This window comes from Cupriavidus sp. 10L43_2, assembly GCF_056395265.1.
Genome location: NZ_JBFTJE010000005.1, coordinates 76,797 through 99,862, shown reverse-complemented (window position 1 = coordinate 99,862; position 23,066 = coordinate 76,797). Strand labels below are relative to the sequence as shown.

Annotated in this window: 21 protein-coding genes and 1 riboswitch; of the genes, 16 read left to right on the top strand and 5 right to left on the bottom strand. The window is 66.5% G+C overall.

The window, feature by feature from the left end; all coding sequences use genetic code 11:
- Nucleotides 1-25: 25 nt before the first annotated feature.
- Together AC1DEL_RS09095 and AC1DEL_RS09090 are read right to left on the bottom strand one after the other, a co-directional pair.
- On the bottom strand, nucleotides 26-607 hold the full coding sequence (locus tag AC1DEL_RS09095; RefSeq protein ID WP_092292335.1) for a DUF4126 domain-containing protein: 582 nt from the start codon (nucleotides 605-607) through the stop codon (nucleotides 26-28).
- Between the two features lie 94 nt (nucleotides 608-701).
- On the bottom strand, nucleotides 702-1,799 hold the full coding sequence (locus tag AC1DEL_RS09090) for a substrate-binding domain-containing protein (RefSeq protein ID WP_477112999.1): 1,098 nt from the start codon (nucleotides 1,797-1,799) through the stop codon (nucleotides 702-704).
- Nucleotides 1,800-1,944: 145 nt separating this feature from the next.
- On the opposite strand from AC1DEL_RS09090, the gene AC1DEL_RS09085 reads away from it, so the two are divergent.
- Nucleotides 1,945-2,775 (top strand): ABC transporter substrate-binding protein, encoded by an 831-nt coding sequence (locus AC1DEL_RS09085; protein WP_454756909.1) that lies wholly within the window; start codon nucleotides 1,945-1,947, stop codon nucleotides 2,773-2,775.
- A gap of 13 nt (nucleotides 2,776-2,788) precedes the next feature.
- Here AC1DEL_RS09085 and AC1DEL_RS09080 read toward each other — a convergent pair whose 3' ends face one another.
- Nucleotides 2,789-3,736, bottom strand: a complete 948-nt coding sequence (locus AC1DEL_RS09080; protein WP_092292331.1) for a LysR substrate-binding domain-containing protein — start codon at nucleotides 3,734-3,736, stop codon at nucleotides 2,789-2,791.
- Between the two features lie 277 nt (nucleotides 3,737-4,013).
- Here AC1DEL_RS09080 and xdhA point away from each other — a divergent pair, with 277 nt between their 5' ends.
- From xdhA to AC1DEL_RS09045, 7 genes are all read left to right on the top strand, one after another.
- A complete protein-coding gene (gene xdhA, locus AC1DEL_RS09075) occupies nucleotides 4,014-5,519 on the top strand; it encodes a xanthine dehydrogenase small subunit (RefSeq protein ID WP_477125597.1) in 1,506 nt (501 codons plus the stop codon).
- Nucleotides 5,520-5,533: 14 nt separating this feature from the next.
- On the top strand, nucleotides 5,534-7,879 hold the full coding sequence (gene xdhB, locus AC1DEL_RS09070; protein ID WP_441643851.1) for a xanthine dehydrogenase molybdopterin binding subunit: 2,346 nt from the start codon (nucleotides 5,534-5,536) through the stop codon (nucleotides 7,877-7,879).
- A gap of 13 nt (nucleotides 7,880-7,892) precedes the next feature.
- A complete protein-coding gene (gene xdhC / locus AC1DEL_RS09065; protein ID WP_477125598.1) occupies nucleotides 7,893-8,903 on the top strand; it encodes a xanthine dehydrogenase accessory protein XdhC in 1,011 nt (336 codons plus the stop codon).
- A 48-nt stretch (nucleotides 8,904-8,951) separates the two neighbouring features.
- Nucleotides 8,952-10,007: an adenosine deaminase gene (locus AC1DEL_RS09060; protein ID WP_441643853.1), complete on the top strand. Its 1,056-nt coding sequence runs from the start codon at nucleotides 8,952-8,954 to the stop codon at nucleotides 10,005-10,007.
- A 57-nt stretch (nucleotides 10,008-10,064) separates the two neighbouring features.
- Nucleotides 10,065-11,387, top strand: a complete 1,323-nt coding sequence (gene guaD / locus AC1DEL_RS09055; protein WP_477110257.1) for a guanine deaminase — start codon at nucleotides 10,065-10,067, stop codon at nucleotides 11,385-11,387.
- A gap of 150 nt (nucleotides 11,388-11,537) precedes the next feature.
- Nucleotides 11,538-12,707 carry a fatty acid desaturase gene (locus tag AC1DEL_RS09050; RefSeq protein ID WP_477125599.1) on the top strand — a complete coding sequence of 390 codons (1,170 nt, stop codon included), beginning with the start codon at nucleotides 11,538-11,540 and terminating at the stop codon, nucleotides 12,705-12,707.
- A gap of 68 nt (nucleotides 12,708-12,775) precedes the next feature.
- A riboswitch (yybP-ykoY riboswitch) is annotated at nucleotides 12,776-12,983 on the top strand.
- 63 nt (nucleotides 12,984-13,046) lie between these two features.
- A complete protein-coding gene (locus AC1DEL_RS09045; RefSeq protein WP_092292319.1) occupies nucleotides 13,047-13,625 on the top strand; it encodes a TMEM165/GDT1 family protein in 579 nt (192 codons plus the stop codon).
- Between the two features lie 128 nt (nucleotides 13,626-13,753).
- On the opposite strand, the gene AC1DEL_RS09040 is transcribed toward AC1DEL_RS09045, so the two are convergent.
- Both AC1DEL_RS09040 and uraH read right to left on the bottom strand, forming a co-directional pair.
- Nucleotides 13,754-14,962: a urate hydroxylase PuuD gene (locus tag AC1DEL_RS09040; RefSeq protein WP_441591940.1), complete on the bottom strand. Its 1,209-nt coding sequence runs from the start codon at nucleotides 14,960-14,962 to the stop codon at nucleotides 13,754-13,756.
- A gap of 31 nt (nucleotides 14,963-14,993) precedes the next feature.
- On the bottom strand, nucleotides 14,994-15,347 hold the full coding sequence (uraH, locus tag AC1DEL_RS09035) for a hydroxyisourate hydrolase (RefSeq protein ID WP_477125600.1): 354 nt from the start codon (nucleotides 15,345-15,347) through the stop codon (nucleotides 14,994-14,996).
- Between the two features lie 354 nt (nucleotides 15,348-15,701).
- Here uraH and AC1DEL_RS09030 point away from each other — a divergent pair, with 354 nt between their 5' ends.
- From AC1DEL_RS09030 to AC1DEL_RS08995, 8 genes are all read left to right on the top strand, one after another.
- Nucleotides 15,702-16,448, top strand: coding sequence for a GntR family transcriptional regulator (locus tag AC1DEL_RS09030; protein WP_092292313.1), 747 nt, complete (start codon nucleotides 15,702-15,704; stop codon nucleotides 16,446-16,448).
- Between the two features lie 171 nt (nucleotides 16,449-16,619).
- On the top strand, nucleotides 16,620-18,026 hold the full coding sequence (locus AC1DEL_RS09025; RefSeq protein ID WP_092292311.1) for a nucleobase:cation symporter-2 family protein: 1,407 nt from the start codon (nucleotides 16,620-16,622) through the stop codon (nucleotides 18,024-18,026).
- Between the two features lie 228 nt (nucleotides 18,027-18,254).
- Entirely contained in the window at nucleotides 18,255-19,199 is a 945-nt protein-coding gene (gene puuE / locus AC1DEL_RS09020) for an allantoinase PuuE (protein ID WP_092292309.1), read from the top strand.
- A complete protein-coding gene (gene uraD / locus AC1DEL_RS09015; RefSeq protein WP_092292307.1) occupies nucleotides 19,196-19,717 on the top strand; it encodes a 2-oxo-4-hydroxy-4-carboxy-5-ureidoimidazoline decarboxylase in 522 nt (173 codons plus the stop codon). The genes puuE and uraD overlap by 4 nt, the downstream gene beginning before the upstream one ends.
- Nucleotides 19,718-19,862: 145 nt before the next feature.
- A complete protein-coding gene (locus AC1DEL_RS09010) occupies nucleotides 19,863-20,978 on the top strand; it encodes a porin (RefSeq protein WP_092292305.1) in 1,116 nt (371 codons plus the stop codon).
- Between the two features lie 247 nt (nucleotides 20,979-21,225).
- A complete protein-coding gene (locus AC1DEL_RS09005) occupies nucleotides 21,226-21,903 on the top strand; it encodes a VIT1/CCC1 transporter family protein (RefSeq protein ID WP_092292303.1) in 678 nt (225 codons plus the stop codon).
- Between the two features lie 40 nt (nucleotides 21,904-21,943).
- Entirely contained in the window at nucleotides 21,944-22,561 is a 618-nt protein-coding gene (locus AC1DEL_RS09000) for a hypothetical protein (RefSeq protein ID WP_477125601.1), read from the top strand.
- A 183-nt stretch (nucleotides 22,562-22,744) separates the two neighbouring features.
- Nucleotides 22,745-22,990 carry a hypothetical protein gene (locus AC1DEL_RS08995; protein ID WP_092292299.1) on the top strand — a complete coding sequence of 82 codons (246 nt, stop codon included), beginning with the start codon at nucleotides 22,745-22,747 and terminating at the stop codon, nucleotides 22,988-22,990.
- Nucleotides 22,991-23,066: the final 76 nt, after the last annotated feature.

Sequence of the window (23,066 nt, the reverse complement as noted above, 5' to 3'; positions counted from 1 at the left end):
AATCGCTAAGGAGGCAGAGAGGGAGTCAGCGCGGGCCGCGCAGGCTGGCGTGCAGGCGTCGCACGCCGCGCCAGAGTTTCGGGATCAGCCAGATCGCAAGGATCAGGAACACGCCCAGCAGGATCAGGAACACCACGGGCAGGAAAAATGCCAGCAGCAGGCCGCTTATGGTGCCGACGTCCTCGGTGAACGAGGCCGCCCAGTTCGAGAACGGCTCCGGCGAGACATTGATCAGCGCCCGCGTGCCAGCCTTGGTGGCATGCGCCGCCCCGGCCAGCGTGCCGCCCACGAGCCCGGCGGCCACCATCCACTGGGGATCGAGTTCGCCGAACGCCGCGGCGGCCAGGATCGCGCCGGCGGGAATGCGGATGAAGGTCTGGATGCCGTCCCAGGCGGTATCGAAGCCGGGTACCTTGTCGGCGATGAACTCGGCCAGGGCCAGCACGCCGGCCACGCCGATGACCCACCACGACGACAGCACCTGGAGCCCCGTGGGCAGGTCCAGCCAGCCCAGGCGCGCCAGTACCCCGGCCGCCAGCACGGCCAGGTAGAGACGCAGGCCGCTGGCCCAGGACATGCCTGCAGCCAGCGCGGCGGTTTCCAGCATGGGGCGGGACTCCTCGTGGGTAATTGGGGAGGAGTGTAATACGGGTGGAGGATGGGAGCCGACGCGGGTTGGCGGATTGGGGCGATGGCCCCGCTCAGGCGCCTTCCTTGCCGTCCGCGCCGAACCAGGGCAGCGCTTCCTGCGGGGTGAGGATGCCGGCCGGCTCGGCAGCCGTGTAGCCGGGCAGCGCCTCGATGCGGCGCGCGAAGGCCGGATCGGCCAGCAGCGCCAGCAGCGCGCCCATCCACGGCGCGGTCGCATCGTTCTTGCGCAGGGCCAGGTAGTACGCCTCGCGCGTGAGCGGCACGAAGCCCAGCCCGTGCTGCTCGGCGTTCATCCGCAGACCGAAACCCACCTGCGCACGGCCGGCCTGCACGGCCTCGGCCACCTTGTCATTGCTGAATTCGGGGTCTTCGTAGCCGGTGATCTGGTCCGGATAGAGCCCCTGCGCGGCCAGCAGCTGGTCGAACAGCATGCGCGTGCCCGAACTGCGCTGGCGGTTGATAAAGCGTGCACCGGTGCGAACGAGGTCGCGCAGGTCGCGGATCTCGCGCGCCACCTCGGGCGCCACGATCAGCCCCTGCTCGCGCCACGCCAGCCGTACCAGCCGCACCGTGGCGGGCCGCAGCCATTTGCGCAGCGTCACATGGGCGACCGACCCGGCGGTCTGGATCGGCGAGACATAGAAGCCGGCCAATTCCGACTGGCGCTCCTGGAGGCAGATCAGCCCTTCCACGCTGCCGCAGAACACGGTGTCGAGCTGGAGAGCGGTAGGCGCCTCTTTTAGTGCCGTCGACAGCACTTCCATGGCCGGATCGTGGCTGCCGGAGAAATGCACCACAGTTTGCGGCTGCACGGCGTCGTCGAGTTCGAGCAGGAAATCGGCCATGGCCTTCTGCACGGCGGGATCGATGGTCTCCCGCAGCCGCGATTCGGCGCGCAGCAGCCGCTCCCCGAAGCGCGTCAGCGAGGCGCCGCGCCCGCGCTCCATGTCGAGCATGCTGCGGCCGAGCATCTCTTCCCAGTTGCGCATCACGCCCCAGGCATGGCGGTACGACAGGCCGATCTCCTGCGCGGCGCGGTGCAGCGAGCCGGTCTCGCGTACGGCCTTCAGCAACTGGAACACCTTGCCGTTGGCACGCGGATTGTCATCGGCGGCAATGACCGGGAACAGGTCAAACCTGAACGTCATATGAAATACCTTGCATATTTACAGGAACGATGTGGCCGGATAACAATCGTGTGCCCTGTGTTTCACGATGTTTGTCCACGCATTCTCCACGAAGCATCAGCGTCGTGGCAATTGTGTTTTCGAAAACATAATAAAGGAACGATCGATGTCCCGCACTGGCTTCCCCCTCCCCCGCGCGATCCACGTAGCCACCGTGCTTGTGCTGGCGTCGGCACTTTCCGCTGCGCAGGCCGGCGAACTCAAGATGGCCACCACCACCAGTACCGAGAATTCCGGCCTGCTGAAATACCTGCTGCCGAAGTTCGAGCAGAAGTCCGGCGTCAACGTAAAGGTCATCGCGGTGGGCTCCGGCAAGGCGATGAAGATGGGCGAGATGGGCGACGTGGACGTGCTGCTGGTGCACGCCCGCAAGATGGAGGATGAATTCGTGGCCGCCGGCTACGGCGTGAACCGGCGCGACGTGATGTACAACGACTTCATCGTCGTCGGCCCGGCCGGCGACCCGGCCCACGTCAAGGGCGGCAAGGACGTCATCGCCGGGTTCAAGAAACTGGCCGCCAGCGGCAGCAAGTTCATCTCGCGCGGTGACAACTCGGGCACCGATGTGATGGAAAAGGACTACTGGAAGCGTGCCGGCATCGAGCCGAAGGGCCAGCCGTGGTACGTGAATGCCGGCCTGGGCATGGGCGAGGTGCTGACCATGGCGGCGCAGATGCCCGGCTACACCCTGAGCGACCGCGCCACCTATGGCGCCTATCGCGCCAAGACCGGGCTGGCGATTGCCATCGAGGGCGATCCGAAGATGTTCAACCCGTACGGCGTGATCGCCGTGAACCCGGCCAAGCACCCGGGCACGAACTACACGGACGCGATGAAGTTCGTGGAGTGGGTCACATCGAAGGAAGGCCAGCAGACCATCGCCAGCTACAAGGTGGACGGCGAACAGTTGTTCTTCCCGAGCTACGAAGGGAAGTAAACCCACCCATTGCTCAGACTGCCGTGGCCTCCAGCCGCGGCAGCTGCGGCAGGTCGGCGGCCACCTCGGCGATCATCCGCCGCATCCACATCACATCGGGCGCTGCGTGGCAGCGCTCGTGCCATAGCTGGTAGAACCGCATGCGCGGGAACGGCACCGGCGACGCCACCATCCGGATCGGCAGGTACTGCGCGTAATGCGCGGCGAACTGGCGGCCCGTGGTGAACACCATATCCGTTTTCATCAGCACGTAGGGCACCAGGCCGAAGTACGGCAGCGTGACCTGGATGTTGCGCTTGTAGCCCTGCTCGGCCAGCGCCTGGTCGATCATGCTGCGCTGCATCGACGCGTACGGCGCCGGGGCCAGGTGCGGCATCTCCAGGTAGTGGCGCAGCGTCAGCCCGTTGCGGGCCAGCGGGTGCTGGGCGCCGAGCATGCAGACCACTTCGTCGTCGAACAGCGGCGAGATATGGAGGTGCTCGGGCGGCGACAGCCAGTTGCCGACCACGATGTCCAGATGGCCCTGCTCCAGCGCATCGAGGAAATCGCTCGCCTGCGTCATCGGATGCACGAACAGCTTGGCCCCCGGCGCCAGCCGCCGCACCCGCTCGACGATATTTGGCAGGAAGAAGGCATCCAGATAATCGGGCGCGCCCAGGTGGAAGGTGCGCGTGGTGGTGGCGGGGTCGAACTGCTGCGGCGGCCGGGCGATGCGGTCCATCGCCGCCAGGCTCTGCTCGGCCAGCGCCAGCAGCTCGCGGCCGCGCTCGGTCGGCACCATGCCGCTCTTGCCGCGCACCAGAATGGCGTCGCCGGTGATCTCGCGCAGCCGCTTCAGCGTGTTGCTGATGGCTGGCTGCGACTGGCCCAGGCGCACGGCGGTGCGGGTCACGCTCTGCTCGGTGAGCAGGGTGTGCAGCACCCGCAGCAAATAGGTATCGAGATGGTCGCGTCCGTGCATGGCGAGAACCGGCGGCACCCGGGGGCGGGCGTGGCTGGCGTGGGGGATGGGAACGGCGCATAGTGTATGTCAGGCACCCCACGGGCGGTCAAATGCCGGCGCACTACGGGAAGACCCGGAGTCCGCCGGCAAGCCGCGCCCGCGCTGGGTTCCAGGCGGGGAAGACGGCGCCGGACCGCGCCAGCGGTCGCGCATTGATGGGGCATATCACCTGGGCCGAATATTGCATGAAAGTGGCCGGTGCTATGTTTCCGCCATCCCCGAAAGAGAGAAGACCATGGAGACGCAAACCATCCGCTTTTTCCACCGCGGCCAGGTCCAGGAAGTGTCCGACGCCCCGGTGACCCGCACGGTCCTGCAGTACCTGCGCGAGGACGTGCGCTGCACCGGCACCAAGGAAGGCTGCGCCGAAGGTGACTGCGGTGCCTGCACCGTCGTGATCGGCGAGTTGCAGGATGGCGGCGACGTGGCCTTCAAGGCCGTGAACGCCTGCATCCAGTTCCTGCCCACGCTCGACGGCAAGGCCCTGATCACCGTGGAAGACCTGCGCCAGGCGGACGGCACGCTCCACCCGGTGCAGGAGGCCATGGTGGAGTGCCACGGCTCCCAGTGCGGGTTCTGCACGCCCGGCTTCGTGATGTCACTGTGGGCGCTGTACCAGCAGCACACGCCCGGCGGCGAGCCCCCGGCGCGCCAGGAGATCTGCGACGCCCTGACCGGCAACCTGTGCCGCTGCACCGGCTACCGGCCGATCATCGACGCCGGCCAGCGCATGATGGCGCTGCCCGCGCCCGCCGCCAGCAAGCTCAATCCGAAGCAGATCGCCGACACGCTGCGCAACCTCAAGCGCGGCGAGACCTTCCACTACAGCGTGCGCGGCCAGCATTTCTACGCCCCGCGCACCGCCGCCGAATTCGGGGCGATCAAGGCCGCCGAGCCCGGCATCCGCATCCTGGCCGGCAGCACCGACGTGGGTCTCTGGGTAACCAAGCAGTTCCGTGAACTCGGCAACCTGCTCTACGTGGGGCAGGTGGAAGACCTGAACACCGTGGCCGAGCGCGACGGCTTCCTCGAGATCGGCGCCGCCGTGACGCTGGAGCGCGCCTACGCGGCGCTGACCGCCGCCCACCCGGAACTCGACGAGATGTGGAAGCGCTTTGCCTCGCTGCCGATCCGCAATGCCGGCACGCTGGGCGGGAATATCGCCAACGGCTCGCCGATCGGCGACTCGATGCCGGCGCTGATCGCGCTCGGCACGGAGGTGGTGCTCCAGCGCGGCGAGACGCGCCGCACCATGCCGCTTGAGGACCTCTACCTCGCCTACCAGAAGACGGCGATGGCCGAGGGCGAGTTCGTCGCCGGGCTGCGCGTGCCGACGAAGGGCTCCCGGGGCCCGCAGCATTTCCGGACGTACAAGCTGTCGAAGCGGTTCGACGAGGACATCTCGGCCGTCTGCGCCGCGTTTGCCATCACCGTGGAGGGCGGCATCGTCACGGCGGCGTGCGTCGCCTTCGGCGGCATGGCCGCCACGCCCAAGCGCGGCGCCCTCACCGAAGCCGCCCTGATCGGCCAGCCGTGGAACGAAGCCACCGCCCGCGCCGGCATGGCCGCACTCGGCCAGGACTACCAGCCGCTGACCGATATGCGCGCCACCGCCGCCTACCGCGCGCGCGGCGCCGCCAACCTGCTCTATCGCTTCTGGCTGGAAACGCGCGCCGACGCGCTGCCCGCCGCCGTGGTCAACGTCCGCGCCCTCGGCGCCGGCGAACCCGTGAGCGCCTGAGGAGAGCCCGCACCATGAACAAGCAGACCGAACCCTTCCTGCTCGACGCCAGCGTGGCCGCCGAAGCCTCGCCGCAAGTCGGCATCTCGCGCCCGCACGAATCCGCCCACCTGCACGTGGCCGGCACCGCCACCTATACCGACGACATCCCCGAGCTGGCCGGCACGCTGCACGCCGCGCTGGGCATGAGCGCCCGCGCCCATGCCAGGCTGCGCGCCATGTCGCTCGACAAGGTGCGCGCCGCGCCCGGCGTGGTGGCCGTGCTGACCGTGGACGACATCCCCGGCGTGAACGACTGCGGCCCGATCATCCACGACGACCCGATCCTGGCGCGCGACGTGGTGCAGTTCATCGGCCAGCCGATCTTCGTGGTGGTGGCGTCGTCGCACGACGCCGCGCGCCGCGCCGCCCGCCTGGCCGAGATCGACTACGAAGACCTGCCGCCGTTGCTCTCGCCCGAGGCCGCCCACGCCGCCGGCAGCTATGTGCTGCCGCCTATGCACCTGACCCGTGGCGCGCCGCGCGCGCACATCGACGGGGCCACCCACCGCGATGCCGGCAAGATCCAGCTCGGCGGGCAGGAGCAGTTCTACCTCGAAGGCCAGATCGCCTACGCCGCGCCGCGCGAGAACGACGGCATGCACGTCTGGTGCTCGACGCAACACCCCACCGAAATGCAGCACGCCGTGGCGCACATGCTCAACTGGCACGCGCACCAGGTGCTGGTGGAGTGCCGGCGCATGGGCGGCGGTTTCGGCGGCAAGGAATCGCAGTCGGCCATGTTCGCCTGCTGCGCCGCGCTGGCGGCCTGGAAGCTGCTGTGCCCGGTGAAGCTGCGTCCGGACCGCGACGACGACATGATGATCACCGGCAAGCGCCATGACTTCGTGTTCGACTTCGAGGTTGGCCACGACGACGCGGGCCGCATCGAGGGCGTGCAGGTGGAGATGGTGTCGCGCGCCGGCTTCTCGGCGGACCTGTCCGGCCCCGTGATGACCCGCGCGATCTGCCACTTCGACAACGCCTACTGGCTGCCGAACGTGCAGATCGACGGCTACTGCGGCAAGACCAATACGCAGAGCAACACCGCCTTCCGTGGCTTCGGCGGCCCGCAGGGCGCGTTCGCGGTGGAATACATCCTCGACAACATCGCCCGCAACGTCGGCAAGGACTCGCTGGACGTGCGCCGCGCCAACTTCTACGGCAAGGGCGAGCGCAACGTCACGCCGTACGGCCAGACCGTGGAAGACAACGTGATCCACGAGCTGATCGACGAGCTGGTGGCATCAAGCGAGTACCAGGCCCGGCGCGCCGCCACGCGCACGTTCAACGCGACGAGCCCGGTGCTCAAGAAGGGCATCGCCATCACGCCGGTGAAGTTCGGCATCTCGTTCAACGTGGCGCACTTCAACCAGGCCGGCGCGCTGGTGCACGTGTACAACGATGGCTCGGTACTGGTGAACCACGGCGGCACGGAGATGGGCCAGGGCCTGAACACCAAGGTGGCGATGGTGGTGGCGCACGAGCTGGGCATCCGCCTGGAACGCGTGCGCGTGACCGCCACCGATACCAGCAAGGTGGCCAACACCTCGGCGACGGCCGCCTCCACCGGGGCCGACCTGAACGGCAAGGCCGCGCAGGACGCCGCGCGCCAGATCCGCGAGCGGCTGGCCGCCTTCGCGGCGCGCAATGCCGGCGTGGACGCCGACACGGTGCGCTTCGGCGATGACCTCGTGGTGGCCGGCGAGCTGCGCCTGTCCTTCGGCGACCTGGCCCGCGAAGCCTACGTGGCCCGCGTGCAGCTCTGGTCGGATGGCTTCTACACGACGCCCAAGCTGCACTGGGACCAGAAGGCCCTGCAGGGCCGGCCGTTCTATTACTACGCCTACGGCGCGGCATGCTCGGAAGTGCTCGTCGATACGCTGACTGGCGAATGGAAGCTGCTGCGCGCCGATGCGCTGCACGACGCCGGCAAGTCCCTGAACCCGGCCATCGACATCGGCCAGGTGGAGGGCGCATTCATCCAGGGCATGGGCTGGCTGACCACCGAGGAGCTGTGGTGGAACCCGAACGGCAAGCTGATGACGCACGCGCCGTCCACCTACAAGATCCCGACCATCAACGACTGCCCGGAGGACTTCAACGTGCGGCTGTTCCAGAACAGCAACGTGGAGGACAGCATCCACCGCTCGAAGGCCGTCGGCGAGCCGCCGCTGCTGCTGCCGTTCTCGGTGTTCTTCGCGATCCGCGACGCCATCGCGGCGGTAGGCGACTATCGCATCAACCCGCCGCTGCGCGCCCCGGCCACGAGCGAGGCCATCCTCGATGCCGTGGAAGCGGTGCAGGCGGCGCGCGCCTGAGGCGGCCATCATCATGCAGGACGCCCCGCTCAAACCCTTCCGCTTCGCCGACGCCGCCCGCTGGGTGCGCGCCGGCGTGCCTGTGACGATGGTCACCATCGTCGAGGTCAAGGGCTCCGCGCCGCGCGAGCCCGGCATCCGCATGCTGGTCACGGCCGGCGATCTGGTCGGCACGATCGGCGGCGGGCACCTTGAATGGCGCGGGATGGACATCGCCCGGTCGATGATGGCCGCCGAGGGTGCCCATGGCGCCGGCACCGCCGCCCGCCGCATCGAGCGGATTCCGCTCGGCCCGTCGCTGGGCCAGTGCTGCGGCGGCGTGGTGCAGTTGGCGTTCGAGGTGCTCGGCGCCGAGGACTTGGGCTGGCTCGAGGCCGTGGAGGCCGCCTTCGCCAGTGGCAAGGCGCTGGAGCGGACCGTGCCGGCCGCCGGCCCCGTCACCGTGGCGCCGAGCCGCGCGCTGCTGCCGTCCGCGACCCTGCGCCCCGACGGCGCCTGGATCGACACGCTGGTGCCAGACGACATGCACGTGGTGCTGTTCGGCGCCGGCCACGTCGGCCATGCGCTGGTCAAGGTGCTCGCCACGCTGCCCTGCCGCGTGCATTGGGTGGACGAGCGCGACACGCTGTTCCCGGGCGGGCTGCCCGAGAACGTCGAGGCCGAGGCTTCCGATACCCCCGAGGCCGTGGTCGACCAGGCCCCGCCCGGCGCGTATTTCCTGGTCATGACCCACAGCCACGCGCTGGACCAGGCGCTCTGCGAGCGCATCTTCCGCCGCACGGACTACGCCTACTTCGGCCTGATCGGCTCGAAAACCAAGCGCGCGAAGTTCGAACACCGGATGGCGGAGCACGGGATCGACCCGGCCCGCTTCCCGGAAATGACGTGTCCCATGGGAGTCTCCGGCATTACGGACAAGGCACCGGCTATGATTGCGGTAGCCATCGTCGCCCAGCTGCTTCAGGTGCGCGACCAGCGCGCTGCGGCGCTGGCTGCCAGCCAGGCGGAAGCGACGCATCCGTAACTTCGGCCGCCGCGATCCGGCAGCCGCCCAAGACATAAAAGAGGCCCCATGACCATCGATGCCGCGCTCGCGGACAGCATCCGCCGTACTCCCAAGGCCGAACTGCACGTGCATATCGAAGGCACGCTCGAACCCGAGCTGATCTTCCGGCTGGCCCAGCGCAACCGGGTCAAGCTGGCCTACCCTGACGTGGAGGCGCTGCGCGCAGCCTACGCGTTCACCGATCTCCAGTCCTTCCTCGACATCTACTACGCCGGCGCCAGCGTGCTGCTGACCGAGGAAGACTTCTTCGACATGACGATGGACTACGTCAAGCGCGCCGCCGCCGACAACGTCCGCCATGCCGAGATCTTCTTCGATCCGCAGACCCATACCGAACGCGGCGTGCCGATGGGCGTGATCATCGACGGCATTGCCGACGCACTGGCGCAGGCCCGCACCGAGTACGACTTCTCCAGCAGCCTGATCCTCTGCTTCCTGCGCCACCTGTCCGAAGACGCCGCGCTGGAGACGCTCGAGGCGGCCCTGCCCTACCGCGACCGCTTTGTCGGCGTGGGGCTGGATTCGTCCGAAAAGGGCCATCCGCCCGAGAAATTCGCGCGCGTGTTCGCCCGCGCCAAGGCGCTCGGCCTGCATCGCGTGGCCCATGCCGGCGAGGAGGGCCCGCCGCAGTACGTGATCAATGCGCTCGACATCCTCGGTGTGGAGCGGATCGACCATGGCGTGCGCGCCGTCGAGGACGAGGCCCTGGTGCAGCGGCTGGCGCGCGAGCGCATCGCGCTGACGGTATGCCCGCTGTCGAACCAGAAGCTGATGGTCTACCCCGACCTGCGCGACCATCCGATGAAGCGCCTGCTCGATGCCGGCGTGGCCGTGACGCTGCATTCGGACGATCCAGCCTATTTCGGCGGCTACATGAACGCCAACTGGGAAGCCTCGTTCGCCGCGCTGCCGCTGGACGCCGCCGACGCCTACAAGCTGGCCCGCAACAGCTTCGAAGCGGCCTTCCTGCCCGCCAAGCAGAAGGCCGACTACCTGGCCGAGGTGGACCATTTCTGGTCCGCCACGCCCGAGAACCCGCCCGCGACGGCTCCCACGACCTGACCGGGCGCATAAACAAGACGCCGGACCCCCAGGTCCGGCCGCCCCTGAGACGAGAAGATGACCACCACTTCCCCCAATCCCGCCAAGACCCGCGCCATTCGCGGCCGCATCCTCCACTTCCTGCGCGATCCGCAGTTCCATGAGGAGGCGTATCAATATTGGGAAGATGGCCTGATGCTCGTCACGGACGGCCGCATCGCCGCCGTGGGGCTGTACGAGGACCTGGCGCGCGACATCCCGGCCGGTGCCGAGGTGGTCGACCATCGCGGCAAGCTGCTCGTGCCGGGGTTCATCGACACGCACGTGCACTATCCGCAGACCGACATCATCGCGTCGCCGTCGCCGGGCCTGCTGCACTGGCTCGATACCTACACCTTCCCCGAGGAACGCCGCTTCAGCGAGCCCGCCTACGCGCGCGCCGTGGCCGAGTTCTTCGCCGACGAACTGCTGCGCAACGGCACCACCACGGCGATGGTCTGGAGCACGGTGCACGCCACCTCCGCCGACGCCCTGTTCGCCGCGAGCCAGGACCGCAACCTGCGCATGATCACGGGCAAGGTGATGATGGACCGCAACTGCCCCGAATTCCTGCGCGACACGGCCGAGAGCGGCGCGCGGGACTCCGCCGACCTGATCTCGAAGTGGCACAACAAGGGCCGGCTCGCCTACGCGATCACGCCGCGCTTCGCGCCGACCTCCACCGAGGCGCAACTGGCCGCCTGCGGCGAACTGGCGCGCGCGCATCCGGACGCCTTCATCCAGACCCACGTGGCCGAGAACCGCGACGAGGTGAAATGGGTGGCCGAGCTGTTCCCCGACGCCCGCAGCTACCTGGACGTGTACGACCGCTACAGCCTGTTGCGCCCCGGCGCGTTCTACGGCCACGCGATCTACCTCGACCAGGACGACCGCCGCCGGCTGGCCGACAGCGGCGCCGCCGTGGCGCACTGCCCCACCTCGAACCTGTTCCTGGGCAGCGGCTTCTATGACTTCCACCAGTCCGATGCCCACCGCCTGAACGTGACGCTGGCCACCGACGTGGGTGGCGGCACCTCGTTCTCGATGTTCCGCACCATGAACGCGGCACACAAGGTGGCGCGCATGGGCGGCTACCACCTGACCGCCCTGCGCATGTTCTACCTGGCCACGCGCGGCGCGGCCGAGGCGCTGGGCTGGGCGGACCGCATCGGCAGCTTCTCCGTGGGCTGCGAGGCCGACTTCCTGGTGCTGGACCCCGAGGCCACGCCGCTGATCGCCCGCCGCAGCAGCCGCTCCGAGACGCTCGAAGAGCAGTTGTTCGCCTTCGCCATGCTCGGCGACGACCGCGTAGTGGACAACGTCTACATCATGGGCGAAGCCACGCGGGAACTGGCGGGTTGATCGCTTTTGGGCGACGGACGGCAGGCAAATACGTGTTGTCGCCCGTCCGCCTTGACCAGCATCAACACAACCGTCATCAAAGCCTTCTAGGCTGTCGCATTGCCCGCCCCCGGCTATCGGGTGCGCCAAGACAGACCCAAAAAGACTGACATGACTGCCCGATCTCTGGATGTATCGCCGGCCCAGACTGCTGAGCCGGCTTCCCACCCTGCCCACCCGCCCCGCAAGCTCGCCGGCGTTCCCCTGCCGGAACCCATCGCCTTCGAGGCCCCCTTCCCTAACCGCAAGACCATCCGTGGCTGGCTGATTCCGCTCGGCGAGCGCAGCGTGGCACGCGCGCTGACGCTGTTCGCGCTCGACTACGCGATCTTCGCCGCGGTGCTGGCCGGCGTGGTCCTGGCGCCGCAGTGGTGGGCCAAGCTCGGCCTCGGCGTGCTGCTGGGTCTGGTGATCGCCCGGCTGTTCATCATCGGCCACGATGCCTGCCACCAGAGCCTGACGGACCGCCGTGGCCTGAACAAATGGCTCGGCCGGCTGACGTTCCTGCCGTCGCTCACGCCCTACAGCCTGTGGGAAGTCGGCCACAACGTGGTCCACCATGGGTACACCAACCTCAAGGGCTTCGACTTCGTCTGGGCGCCCTACTCGCTCGAGGAATTCCGCGCGCTGCCGCGCTGGCGCCGGGTGATGGAGCGGGTCTACCGCAATGGCTTCGGCGCCGGACTCTATTACCTGATCGAGATCTGGTGGTTCAAGCTGTTCTTCCCGAGCAAGCGCCAGATGGCCACGCGCCGCGCGATCTTCATGTGGGACTGCACGCTGGTGGCCACCTTCGGCGCCATCTGGATCGGTGCGCTGGCCTGGCTGGCCGTGGCCACGGACCAGTCGGTCCTGGGGCTGGTCGGCGCCGGCTTCGTGCTGCCCTTCCTGATCTGGAACCTGACCGTGGGCTTCGTGCTGTATGTCCACCACACGCACACGAGCGTGGCGTGGTACGACACCAAGCCGATGTGGGCCAAGGCCCAGCCGTTCGTCTCGACCACCGTGCACCTGCGCTTCCGCTTCGGCATCGGCGCCGCGCTCCACCACATCATGGAGCACACCGCGCACCACGTGGACATGAGCGTGCCGCTGTACCGGCTCAAGCGCGCCCAGACCCTGCTGGAGCATGCGCTGCCGGGCCGCATCATCATCGAGAACTTCTCGTGGCGCTGGTACTTCCGCACGGCGCGCCGCTGCAAGCTGTACGACTTCAAGGCCCTGTGCTGGACCGACTTCCGCGGCCGCCAGACCAGCGACAACTCGCCCGTGCCGGTCTGACCTGACCCGCATTTCCCAACAGCCATGCCAAAGGCGGTGGACAGTGTCCGCCGCCTTTTAGTACAATTACGACTTCCATTGGGGAGTAGCCGCCCTCGTCTCACCGCGCCGCGCAATGCGGCACACGGCAGACAGGGGCGTACGTCAACAGACTTGACCGTGGTGTCCAGCATCAACGGTTATGGCGTACGCAGCGCAGGACCCGAGCGGGCTTCGTGCCTGACTCCTATGTCTAACGCCTGGCGAGACCGATGACCATACCTTTCTGGCCGGGCCGGGAAAGGTGTGCGTCATTGGCATCTCGCGATGCGTGTGCGGCCCGGTATCAATCCTATAAGAATGGAATCGTTCCTCGTCTCCACAGGTATCGTCGCGCTCGCAGAAATGGGCGACAAGACGCAATTGCTGTCGCTCGTGCTGGCCGCACGCTATCGCAAACCCCTGCCGATCATCGCCGGCATCCTGATCGCCACCCTCGTCAACCATGGCTTCGCCGGCGCGCTCGGCGGCTGGATCACGCAGGTGCTCGGCGCCAACCTGCTGCGCTGGATCCTCGGCCTCGGCTTTATCGCCATGGCCGGCTGGATGCTGATTCCGGACAAGCTCGACGAGGCAGAGGAAGCCAAGCCGGCCAACGGTGCCCTGAGCATCCTCGGCACCACGATCGTCGCCTTCTTCTTCGCCGAAATGGGCGACAAGACGCAGATCGCCACTGTGGCCCTGGCAGCACGCTTCCATGGCGAAGTGCTGGCCGTCGTGGCAGGCACCACGTTCGGCATGATGCTGGCCAACGCGCCCGCCGTGCTGCTCGGCGACCGTTTCGCCAACCGGATGCCGATCGCCCTCGTGCACAAGATCGCCGCGGTGATCTTTCTCGTGCTCGGCTTGCTGGCGCTGTTCAACGTCGGCGGCCACTGAGACAAGCCAGAGTCGTCGCGCTATAAAAAAACGGGGCTTGCGCCCCGTTCAAACCCTCGCCGGTCCGGTACTGCCGGCCGCCGGGACTGCACAGCCCCGGACCGTCGATCACCGATGCCCGGTCAAATTCAGTTGGTGGTCTTCGCGCCGCCCTCGAACCACTGGCCCAGCAGCGCGCGCTCGTCTTCCGTGATCTGCGTGACGTTGCCCAGCGGCATGGCCTTCTGCTGCACCGCCTGCTGGTAGATCAGCTGCGCATGCGCCTTGATTTCGTCGACGGTATCGAGCTTGATGCCCTTGGCGGCAGTCGGCATCATCTTGGGCGCCTCCGCGTGGCACTGCACGCAGCGGGCGTTCACGATTTCCTGCACCTTGGCGAAGCTCACCGCGTTGGCGGCGTCGCCCGCGGCGTTGCTGGCCACTTGCGGACGCGGCTGCGGCGCAATCATCACCGCCACCACACCCAGGAGGGCCACGCCGGCAGCCGGCCACGCCACGTTGATCTTGCCCTTGTGCTTCAGGATGAAGAACTGGCGGATCAGCACGCCGGCCAGCATGATCAGGATCAGCACCAGCCAGTTCTGCTTGTGTGCGTACGTCATGCTGTAGTGGTTCGACAGCATCGCGAACAGCACCGGCAGCGTGAAGTAGGTATTGTGCACGCTACGCTGCTTGCCGCGCTTGCCGTGGATCGGGTCCACCGGCTGGCCGGCCTTCAGCGCCGCCACGACCTTGCGCTGGCCCGGGATGATCCAGATCAGCACGTTGCCGCTCATGATCGTGGCGATCATCGCGCCGGTCAGCAGGAACGCCGCGCGGCCCGAAAAGATGTGGCAGGCCGCATACGCCGCCACGCCCACGAACACCGCCACCAGGATGCCCACCAGGCGGTCGCTCTTGCCGAACAGCCGGCAGATCGAGTCGTAGACCACCCAGCCGATGATCAGGTACGAGACCGCGAAGCCGACCGCCGCGCCGGGCGACATGTCGAACACGTTCTTGTCGATCAGGTAGGTGCTGGCGTTGAACAGGTACAGCACCACCAGCAGGCCGAAGCCGGTCATCCACGTGGAGTAGGACTCCCAATAGAACCAGTGCAGGTTCTCGGGCAGCGCCTTGGGCGCGGTCATGTACTTCTGCGGGTTGTAGAACCCGCCGCCATGCACGGCCCAAAGTTCGCCGCCGACGCCCTTCTCCTTCAGGGCCGGATCGCCGGGGGGCGTCAGGCTGTTGTCGAGCCAGACGAAATAGAACGAGGAACCGATCCACGCGATGGCCGTGATGACGTGCACCCAGCGCAACAGCATGTTGGCCCAGTCGAGAATGTAACCTTCCATGACTTGTCTCCTTTTCCCGTCCGCCTGCTACTCAGCTGCCGCGGTAGGTCGAGTACGACCACGGCGACACCAGCAGGGGCACGTGGTAGTGCGCAGCGGTGTCGGCAATGCCAAAGCGCAGCGTCACCACGTCGAGGAATGCCGGTTCGGGCAACTGCACGCCCTGGGCACGGAAATAGTCGCCGACGCCGAACTCGAGTTCGTACACGCCTGCCACGAGCGCATCGCCTTCCAGCAGCGGCTGGTCGCAACGGCCATCGTGGTTGGTCACGAGGCGCTTGAGCGTCTCGCGGCGATTGTCGACAATTTTATGAAGGGTGACCGACATCGCCTTGCCGGGCGTGCCGGCGGCCGTGTCGAGAACGTGAGTGGTCAAGCGTCCCATCTGTTCTTCCTTTGCGGGTGTGGGTTGTGAGGGGCGCCGCTGCCTTCACTAGCACCATTTGTGGGAATGATGCCCGCTCGGTACGTCATTTAACGCATCCCGGCGCTGGATTGGTGCGTGGCGACAATGCGCCCGCCCAACCCGGATGACAACTCGGGGATTTCCCGTACTTGTCGAAAACCTTCTCAGGTTTTGTTGACAATAGTGCTTGCATATCCAAATAATTGTCAACAATTTTTAGATCCACGCGATGACATGACCAGTATCAAGACGCCTGATGTCGGCTTGATACCCACTCGCCAGGATCGTTGCGCCTCCCGATCATCCCCTCTGTCTCCCTTGCGAGTGCCCTGGATGTCCAAGAATCTCAAACTGATTGCCGCCGTGGCCGATGCCCAGTCCACCCTCTCCGACAACAAGCCAGCCCGCAAGGGCTCCGTGGAGGAGCGCATGTACCACGAGATCTACGACGCGATCATGGAGCACCGGCTGCCGCCCCGCACCAAGCTGACCGAGCATTCGCTTTGCGAGATCTATGCCACCGCGCGCCACACCGTGCGCAAGGTGCTCTCCCGGCTGGCCGCGGACGGCATGGTCGACCTCGAACCGAACCGGGGCGCGTTCATCGCCAGCCCGTCCACCGACGAGGCGCACGACATGTTCGAGCTGCGCCAGATGCTCGAGCGCGCCGTGCTGGAGAAGCTCGCCAGCCTGCCCAACGTCCGCACCGTGATCGCCCCGCTGCGCAAGATGGTGGAGTCCGAGCGGCAGGCCTTCCTGACGCATGAGCGCCCGCGCTGGATCCGGCTCTCGGCTGAATTCCACACCGCGCTGGCCGAGCTGTCCGGCAATGCCCTGCTGGTGACGATGATGCGCCGGCTGGTCTCGCGCACCACGCTGATGATCGCCAGCGTGGAGGCCCCCGGCCACAACGCGTGCTCGTTCGACGAACACGACGACATTCTCGACGCACTGGAACAGGGCGACGCCGCCCTCGCCCAGTCACGCATGGCGCACCACCTTGGCGCCTGCGCGGACCGCGTGCAGCCGGACGAACCCGGCAATTTCGATCTTCGCAGCGTGCTGGGCCGCTCCACCTAGCGCGATGTTCCCGCCGCCGGACAACAGCACACCCCTGTTGCCGATGCCAGGCCCACAAATCTCGACGCCCGCAACGCCCGACAGAGGCACGGCGCGAGACCCTCATAACAACAAGAGGCCATGGACCCCGGCGCGCGTTCCCATCAAAACCAAAGGAGAGGAGACACACCCATGACTTCCGCAAGCACCACGGTCCCCACGGACCTCACCAACGAGCGGCTGCCCTCCGGGCGCCTGCTGGCGCTGGGCCTGCAACACGTGCTGGTGATGTACGCCGGCACCGTTGCCGTGCCCCTCATCGTCGGCGGGGCGCTCAAGCTGCCCAAGGACCAGCTGGCGTTCCTGATCAATGCCGACCTGTTCGCGGCCGGGCTCGCCACGCTGATCCAGGCCATCGGCTTCTGGAAGTTCGGTATCCGCATGCCCGTGATGATGGGCGTGACGTTTGCCTCGGTGGCGCCGATGATCGCCATCGGCAACGACCCCAACGTGGGCCTGCTCGGCATCTACGGCGCGGTGATCGCGTCAGGGGTGTTCGGCGTGCTGATTGCGCCGATGATGGGGCGCATGCTCGGGCTGTTTCCGCCCGTGGTGACCGGCACGGTGATCACGCTGATCGGGGTGTCGCTGATGCGGGTGGGCATCAACTGGGCCGGCGGCGGGCAGCCGACCACGCGCAGCGTGATCGACGGCGTGGTCAAGGACGTGCCCAACCTCGCCTACGGCGACCTCGGCAACCTGGCCATCGCCGGCCTGGTGCTGCTGGTGATCCTGCTGCTCTCGCGCTATGGCCGGGGGCTGATCGCCAACTGCGCGGTGCTGCTCGGCATCGTGATCGGCACGGTGGTGGCGGCCGCGTTCGGCAAGGTCTCGTTCGAGGGCCTGGGCGACGCCAGCTTCGTGGCCGTCATCACGCCGTTCCACTTCGGCATGCCGACGTTCGAGATCACGGCCATCCTGTCGATGTGCATCGTGATGCTGATCACGCTGGTGGAGTCCACCGGCATGTTCCTGGCCCTCTCCGACATCACCGGCCGCAAGCTGAGCCGCAACGACCTGACCGCCGGCCTGCGCGCCGACGGCCTGGGCACCGTGATCGGCGGCATCTTCAACACCTTCCCGTACACCTCGTTCTCGCAGAACGTAGGCCTGGTCACCGTGACCGGCGTGCGCTCGCGCTACGTGGCGGCGGCCGGCGGCGTGATCCTGATCGCGTTCGGCCTGTTCCCGAAGATGGCGCACATCGTGGCGTCGGTGCCCCAGTTCGTGCTCGGCGGCGCCGGCATCGTGATGTTCGGCATGGTGGCCGCATCGGGCATCCGCATCCTGGGTAGCTGCGACTTCACGCGCAACCGGCACAACCTGTTCATCGTGGCGATCTCCATCGGCTTCGGCATGATCCCGACGCTCTCGCCCACGCTGTTCCAGTACCTGCCCAAGTGGACCGATCCGTTCACGCACAGCGGCATCGTGCTGGGCACCATCGTCGCGGTCGTGCTGAACCTGTTCTTCAACGGCATGCAGTCCGCCGACGAGGCCATGCGCAACGCGGCGGCCAACTCCCACGGCACGGAGTGAGCCCGACAATCCTGATCCAACAATCGTATTCAACATTTTTGTCCGACAGTTCTTGACGGTATTTGGCACGCAACCATCGCTAAAACATGTCAACAACGCCGGACTCGCATGAGACGCCTCTGGCACGCGCTTTGCGTAAGTGAAGTCGCTTCAGCCAGGGGCGATGACAACAATCGAAACCTTCGCTCATGCGAGCAGCAGATTTCTCCTGAAGCAGACATATAAGAGATGACACACGATAACTATCCACGCGATCTCATCGGCTACGGCGCCCACCCGCCGCACGCCCGCTGGCCGGGCGGCGCGCGCATCGCGCTGCAGTTCGTGCTCAATTACGAGGAAGGCGGCGAGAACAACGTGCTGCACGGCGACGCCGGCTCCGAGCAGTTCCTGTCCGAGATCATCGGTGCCGCGGCCTATCCCGAGCGGCACATGAGCATGGAAGGCGTGTATGAGTACGGCTCGCGCGCCGGGGTCTGGCGCATCCTGCGCGAGTTCGAGCAGCGCAAGCTGCCGCTGACGATCTTCGGCGTGTCGATGGCGCTCCAGCGCCATCCTGAGCTGACGCGCGCGTTCGTCGAGCTGGGCCACGAGATCGCCTGCCACGGCTGGCGCTGGATTCACTACCAGAACATCGACGAAGCCACCGAGCGCGAGCACATGCGCATCGGGATGGAAATCATCAAGGAATTGACTGGCGAAATGCCGCTCGGCTGGTACACAGGCCGGGACAGCCCCAACACGCGCCGGCTGGTGGTCGAGCACGGCGGCCTGCTGTACGACGCCGACTACTACGGCGACGACCTGCCCTTCTGGACCGAGGTGGAAGTCACCGGCGGCAAGAAGAAGCCGCATCTGGTGGTGCCGTACACGCTCGACTCGAACGACATGCGCTTCGCCACGCCGCAGGGCTTCAACACGGGCGACCAGTTCTTCCAGTACCTGAAGGACGCGTTCGACGTGCTCTATACCGAGGGCGACCCCCAGGGCCAGGACCGTCCCAAGATGCTGTCGATCGGCATGCACTGCCGGCTGCTCGGCCGCCCGGGGCGCTTCCGCGCGCTGCAGCGCTTCCTCGACTACGTGCAAGCGCACGACAAGGTATGGATCTGCCGGCGCGTGGACATCGCCCGACACTGGATCGAGACCCATCCGCACGGGAGCCAGGCATGAGCACGACCTACACCCTCGCCCAACTCAATACGATGCCCGAGGCCGAATTCGTCGAAGTACTAGGCGGCATCTACGAGCATTCGCCCTGGTTCGCCGAGACGGCCGCACGGCAGCGCCCGTTCGCCGATGCCGCCGCGCTGGCCGCTGCGCTGCGCGGTGCCGTCGATGCCGCGGGCGAGGCCGCCCAACTCAAGCTGGTGCGCGCCCACCCGGAGCTGGCCGGCAAGGCCGCGGTGCGCGGCGAGCTGACTGCGGAATCCACGCGCGAGCAGGCCGGCGCGGGACTCGACCAATGCACGGCCGAGGAGTTCGAACGACTGCAGGCGCTCAACGCCGCCTACAACCAGAAATTCGGCTTCCCGTTCATCCTGGCCGTTCGCGGCTATGACCGCCACGGCATCATCGACGCTTTTGCAAGCCGCCTCGAAAACCCGCCCGAGGTGGAGTTGCAAAGTTGCATCAATCAGATTCATCGCATTGCGCAGTTCCGGCTGAACGACTTAGTATCCGCGACTTAGTCGCCGCGTCACCCATCGCGCGGCAACTGGAGAAGAGAGAGAGAAAGATAGGCAGCAACGTTCGGCACACCAGAGAGACCCAGAAGGGTTCCGGCACACACAAGAAACGTTCTGAGCAGGCATCACAACCACGGAGGTCTTTACCATGCAGAAGCAGTACAACTACAAGCCGGCGTCCAAGCCGGCGATCAAGCTGGCGGCCGTCGCCGCCATGCTCTTTTCCGGCGCGGCCATGGCCCAGTCCAGCGTCACGCTGTACGGCCAGGCCGACATGTTCGTCGGTGGCGTCAAGAGCCCGGGCAACGGCGACCGGGCCTTTGTGGCCAATTCGGGCGGCATGCAGACGTCGTACTGGGGGATCAAGGGTGTCGAGGACCTGGGCATGGGCACCAAGGCCATCTTCGACCTGAACGGCTTCTTCCGCACCGACACCGGTTCGATGGGCCGCTTCAACGGCGACTCGATGTTCAGCCGCAATGCCTACGTCGGCCTGCAGAACAACACCTACGGCTCGGTCAAGCTCGGCCGCAACACCACGCCGTACTTCGTCTCGACGATCCTGTTCAACCCGCTCGTCGACTCGTATGTGTTCTCGCCGCAGATCTTCCACACGTACTTCACGGTCAACAACGGCCGGCTGTACGATCCGGGCATCATCGGCGATTCGGGCTGGAACAACTCCATCGTCTACTCCACGCCGACGTTCGGCGGCCTGACCGCCAACTTCATCTACAGCCTGGGTGAGTCGGCCGGCAACAACAGCAAGAACAAGTTCGGCGCCAACCTGACGTACTTCGCCGGCAACTTCGCCGCGACGGTGGCCTACCAGCAGGTCAAGTTCGACAGCACGCCGGGCGACCTGACCGGCTCCACCGGCAGCCCCAACAGCCCGTACATCCAGGGCTTCGACAAGCAGAACGCCGTGCAGGTCGGCCTGTCGTACGACTTCAAGGTCGTGAAGGTGTTCGCCCAGGGCCAGTACATCAAGAGCGACGTCAACGCCAACGTCAACGGCGACATCAAGCACATGGACGGCCAGGCCGGCGTCTCGGTGCCGGTGGGCGCGGGTAACGTGCTGGCGTCGTACGGCTACGTGAAGACGCTGAACGAAGTGGCCAGCTTCAAGCGCAACACGTTCGCGGTGGCCTACGACTACAACCTGTCGAAGCGCACCGACGTGTACGCAGCGTATTTCTACGACAAGATCACCGGCCTCGAGCACGGCGATACCTTTGGCGTGGGCATGCGCCACAAGTTCTGATCCGGGTCACCGGTAAGTAAGAGGCCGTTTCGGCGGCGATGCCGTCCAGCCAGGTGCTGGACGGCATTTTTTTTGGGCCGCACACGGACGGTGCATCATGATGCACGCCCCATCGCGTCCTCATCGCGTCCTCATTCCGGCTACCAGCGGCGATTGGCGCGATCGGGCCTTTCGGCCAAGCGAATCCTTGCAAAAATCCGCCTATAAATAGGTCAGGCTGGCGGCACTTTGCGAGGAACGACGCCTCATGAATCCGAATCAGATCGCCATCGAGAACGCAGCGGAAACACGCGAGCCCGTGCTCGATGTCGTCGATCGCGTGTCAGAGATGTTGTTTGGACTGTTCATGGCCCTGACGTTTGTGGGCGCCGTCTCCACTTCGGTCGGTCCAGACGCAGGGCACCTGATGCTACGCGCGGCCTTGGGCTGCAACCTTGCCTGGGGGCTCGTCGACGCGGTCATGTTCCTCGTGCGGACGCTGGCCAACCGCGGCCAGCGGATCAAGCTGGCGCTGGCGGTGCAGCACGCCGCCGATCCCGCGGAAGCCGTGCGGATCATCCGCGACACGCTGCCGCCGGTGATGAGGACGCTGGTCGACGACGCCGAACTCGAAGCCATCCGCACCCGGCTGGCCGGCGCGACCACCCTGCCGTCGCGCCCCGCCCTCGACGCCGCCGACTGGCTTGGCGCGGTGCGCATTTTCTTCATCGTCGTGCTGTCGACGTTCCCGGTGGCACTGCCGTTCGTTCTGATCGACCACGTGCCGCTTGCGCTGCTGATCTCACGCGCGCTCTCGATGATCATGCTGTTCGTGGGTGGCATGGCGCTCGGGCACTATGCAGGCTTTGGCGCCATACGCGCTGGCATCGGCATGCTGGCGTTGGGTCTGGCGCTGACCATGGCGGTCATCGCACTGGGTGGCTGACATGGGCCCCCGATGCCGGGCGATAGTCGGCGGCGTCGGCATGGCAATGGCAATCGCCATGGCCTGCCAGGACGCGCATGCCGAAGCGGGGGAAAACGAGAAGGAAGCCGGCGGCCCGGAGAAAAGCCTCGCCGCCACGGCCTACTGGAACATACCGCGTCATGGCGAGCAGTATGTGACCGGCATCGTCGGCGCGAATGTTGGCGCGCTGCGTCTGGAGACGCGGGTCAACTACGAGGCGCGACGCGCGATGTCGGCCTTCGTCGGGTGGACGTTCGCCGGCGGCGAAGCCCTCACCTACTCCGCTACGCCGATCGTGGGCTGGGTCGGCGGCGACGTCCGAGGCCCGATCGGCGGCCTGGAGGCCAGTCTTGCCTGGCGGAAGTTCGATTACTACATCGAGATCGAATACGTGCATGACCAGCGCGAGCGCGAATCGAGCTACGTCTACGCGTGGAGCGAACTCGCCTATCGGCCGGCGGACTGGCTCCGGCTCGGCCTGGCGGTGCAGCGGACGCGCGCCTATCAGTCGGATCGCGACATTCAACGCGGTCCGTTTGCGCAGGTGACGTTCAAGCGGGTCACCGCGGGCGTGTACTGGTTCAATCCTGCTTCGTCGGCGCAGGTGGTGGTGGTGTCGATGGGGATCACGTTCTAGCGCAGCGGATGGCCAGGACGGCGGCGATTGCTGCGCTGCGGGATAGATGCCAGGATCGGAAGCCGGCGCTCCATAGGCGGATTCAATTGGCGACTGCCCCGCCCGCTGCATAGATTAATTGTCCGGACTGTGGGCCGGACCACGAACCAGCGCGAATCCCGCGGCGAACCAAAGAGGTGACTCATGAGGCGCTATGCGAAGACCCGGTCGGAATTGATGGCTATCCTGAGCCAGTGCCTGGACAACAACCCTGAATGCGGCGAGGCGGAACTTCACGCGATGCGCGTGCACCAGCCGGACCATACGGGTTGCAACTGGAGCGCTGAGGTTGATTTTCGCGAGGATACCTTCGACGACCTGTCCCATCGCATGGCAGCGGCGCGCTCGATCATCGTGGTAATGCGGGAGCAGTACAACGTGCTGCAATAGTGCAATCGCCCCGCCGACGCGCTGGCAACCCCGGCAGACGCTGCCAGCGCACCGACATGAAAAAACCGGGCCTGAG

Bases quoted from the DNA above. Each gene is read 5' to 3' on its own strand.
- puuE (WP_092292309.1), top strand. From the start codon at position 18,255: ATGACACACGATAACTATCCACGCGATCTCATCGGCTACGGCGCCCAC.
- AC1DEL_RS08995 (WP_092292299.1), top strand. From the start codon at position 22,745: ATGAGGCGCTATGCGAAGACCCGGTCGGAATTGATGGCTATCCTGAGC.
- AC1DEL_RS09060 (WP_441643853.1), top strand. From the start codon at position 8,952: ATGACCATCGATGCCGCGCTCGCGGACAGCATCCGCCGTACTCCCAAG.
- xdhA (WP_477125597.1), top strand. From the start codon at position 4,014: ATGGAGACGCAAACCATCCGCTTTTTCCACCGCGGCCAGGTCCAGGAA.
- xdhC (WP_477125598.1), top strand. From the start codon at position 7,893: ATGCAGGACGCCCCGCTCAAACCCTTCCGCTTCGCCGACGCCGCCCGC.
- AC1DEL_RS09095 (WP_092292335.1), bottom strand. From the start codon at position 607: ATGCTGGAAACCGCCGCGCTGGCTGCAGGCATGTCCTGGGCCAGCGGC.
- uraD (WP_092292307.1), top strand. From the start codon at position 19,196: ATGAGCACGACCTACACCCTCGCCCAACTCAATACGATGCCCGAGGCC.
- AC1DEL_RS09000 (WP_477125601.1), top strand. From the start codon at position 21,944: ATGGCAATGGCAATCGCCATGGCCTGCCAGGACGCGCATGCCGAAGCG.
- AC1DEL_RS09005 (WP_092292303.1), top strand. From the start codon at position 21,226: ATGAATCCGAATCAGATCGCCATCGAGAACGCAGCGGAAACACGCGAG.
- AC1DEL_RS09050 (WP_477125599.1), top strand. From the start codon at position 11,538: ATGACTGCCCGATCTCTGGATGTATCGCCGGCCCAGACTGCTGAGCCG.
- AC1DEL_RS09030 (WP_092292313.1), top strand. From the start codon at position 15,702: ATGTCCAAGAATCTCAAACTGATTGCCGCCGTGGCCGATGCCCAGTCC.
- AC1DEL_RS09045 (WP_092292319.1), top strand. From the start codon at position 13,047: ATGGAATCGTTCCTCGTCTCCACAGGTATCGTCGCGCTCGCAGAAATG.
- xdhB (WP_441643851.1), top strand. From the start codon at position 5,534: ATGAACAAGCAGACCGAACCCTTCCTGCTCGACGCCAGCGTGGCCGCC.
- AC1DEL_RS09025 (WP_092292311.1), top strand. From the start codon at position 16,620: ATGACTTCCGCAAGCACCACGGTCCCCACGGACCTCACCAACGAGCGG.
- uraH (WP_477125600.1), bottom strand. From the start codon at position 15,347: ATGGGACGCTTGACCACTCACGTTCTCGACACGGCCGCCGGCACGCCC.
- AC1DEL_RS09040 (WP_441591940.1), bottom strand. From the start codon at position 14,962: ATGGAAGGTTACATTCTCGACTGGGCCAACATGCTGTTGCGCTGGGTG.
- AC1DEL_RS09010 (WP_092292305.1), top strand. From the start codon at position 19,863: ATGCAGAAGCAGTACAACTACAAGCCGGCGTCCAAGCCGGCGATCAAG.
- AC1DEL_RS09080 (WP_092292331.1), bottom strand. From the start codon at position 3,736: ATGCACGGACGCGACCATCTCGATACCTATTTGCTGCGGGTGCTGCAC.
- AC1DEL_RS09090 (WP_477112999.1), bottom strand. From the start codon at position 1,799: ATGACGTTCAGGTTTGACCTGTTCCCGGTCATTGCCGCCGATGACAAT.
- AC1DEL_RS09085 (WP_454756909.1), top strand. From the start codon at position 1,945: ATGTCCCGCACTGGCTTCCCCCTCCCCCGCGCGATCCACGTAGCCACC.
- guaD (WP_477110257.1), top strand. From the start codon at position 10,065: ATGACCACCACTTCCCCCAATCCCGCCAAGACCCGCGCCATTCGCGGC.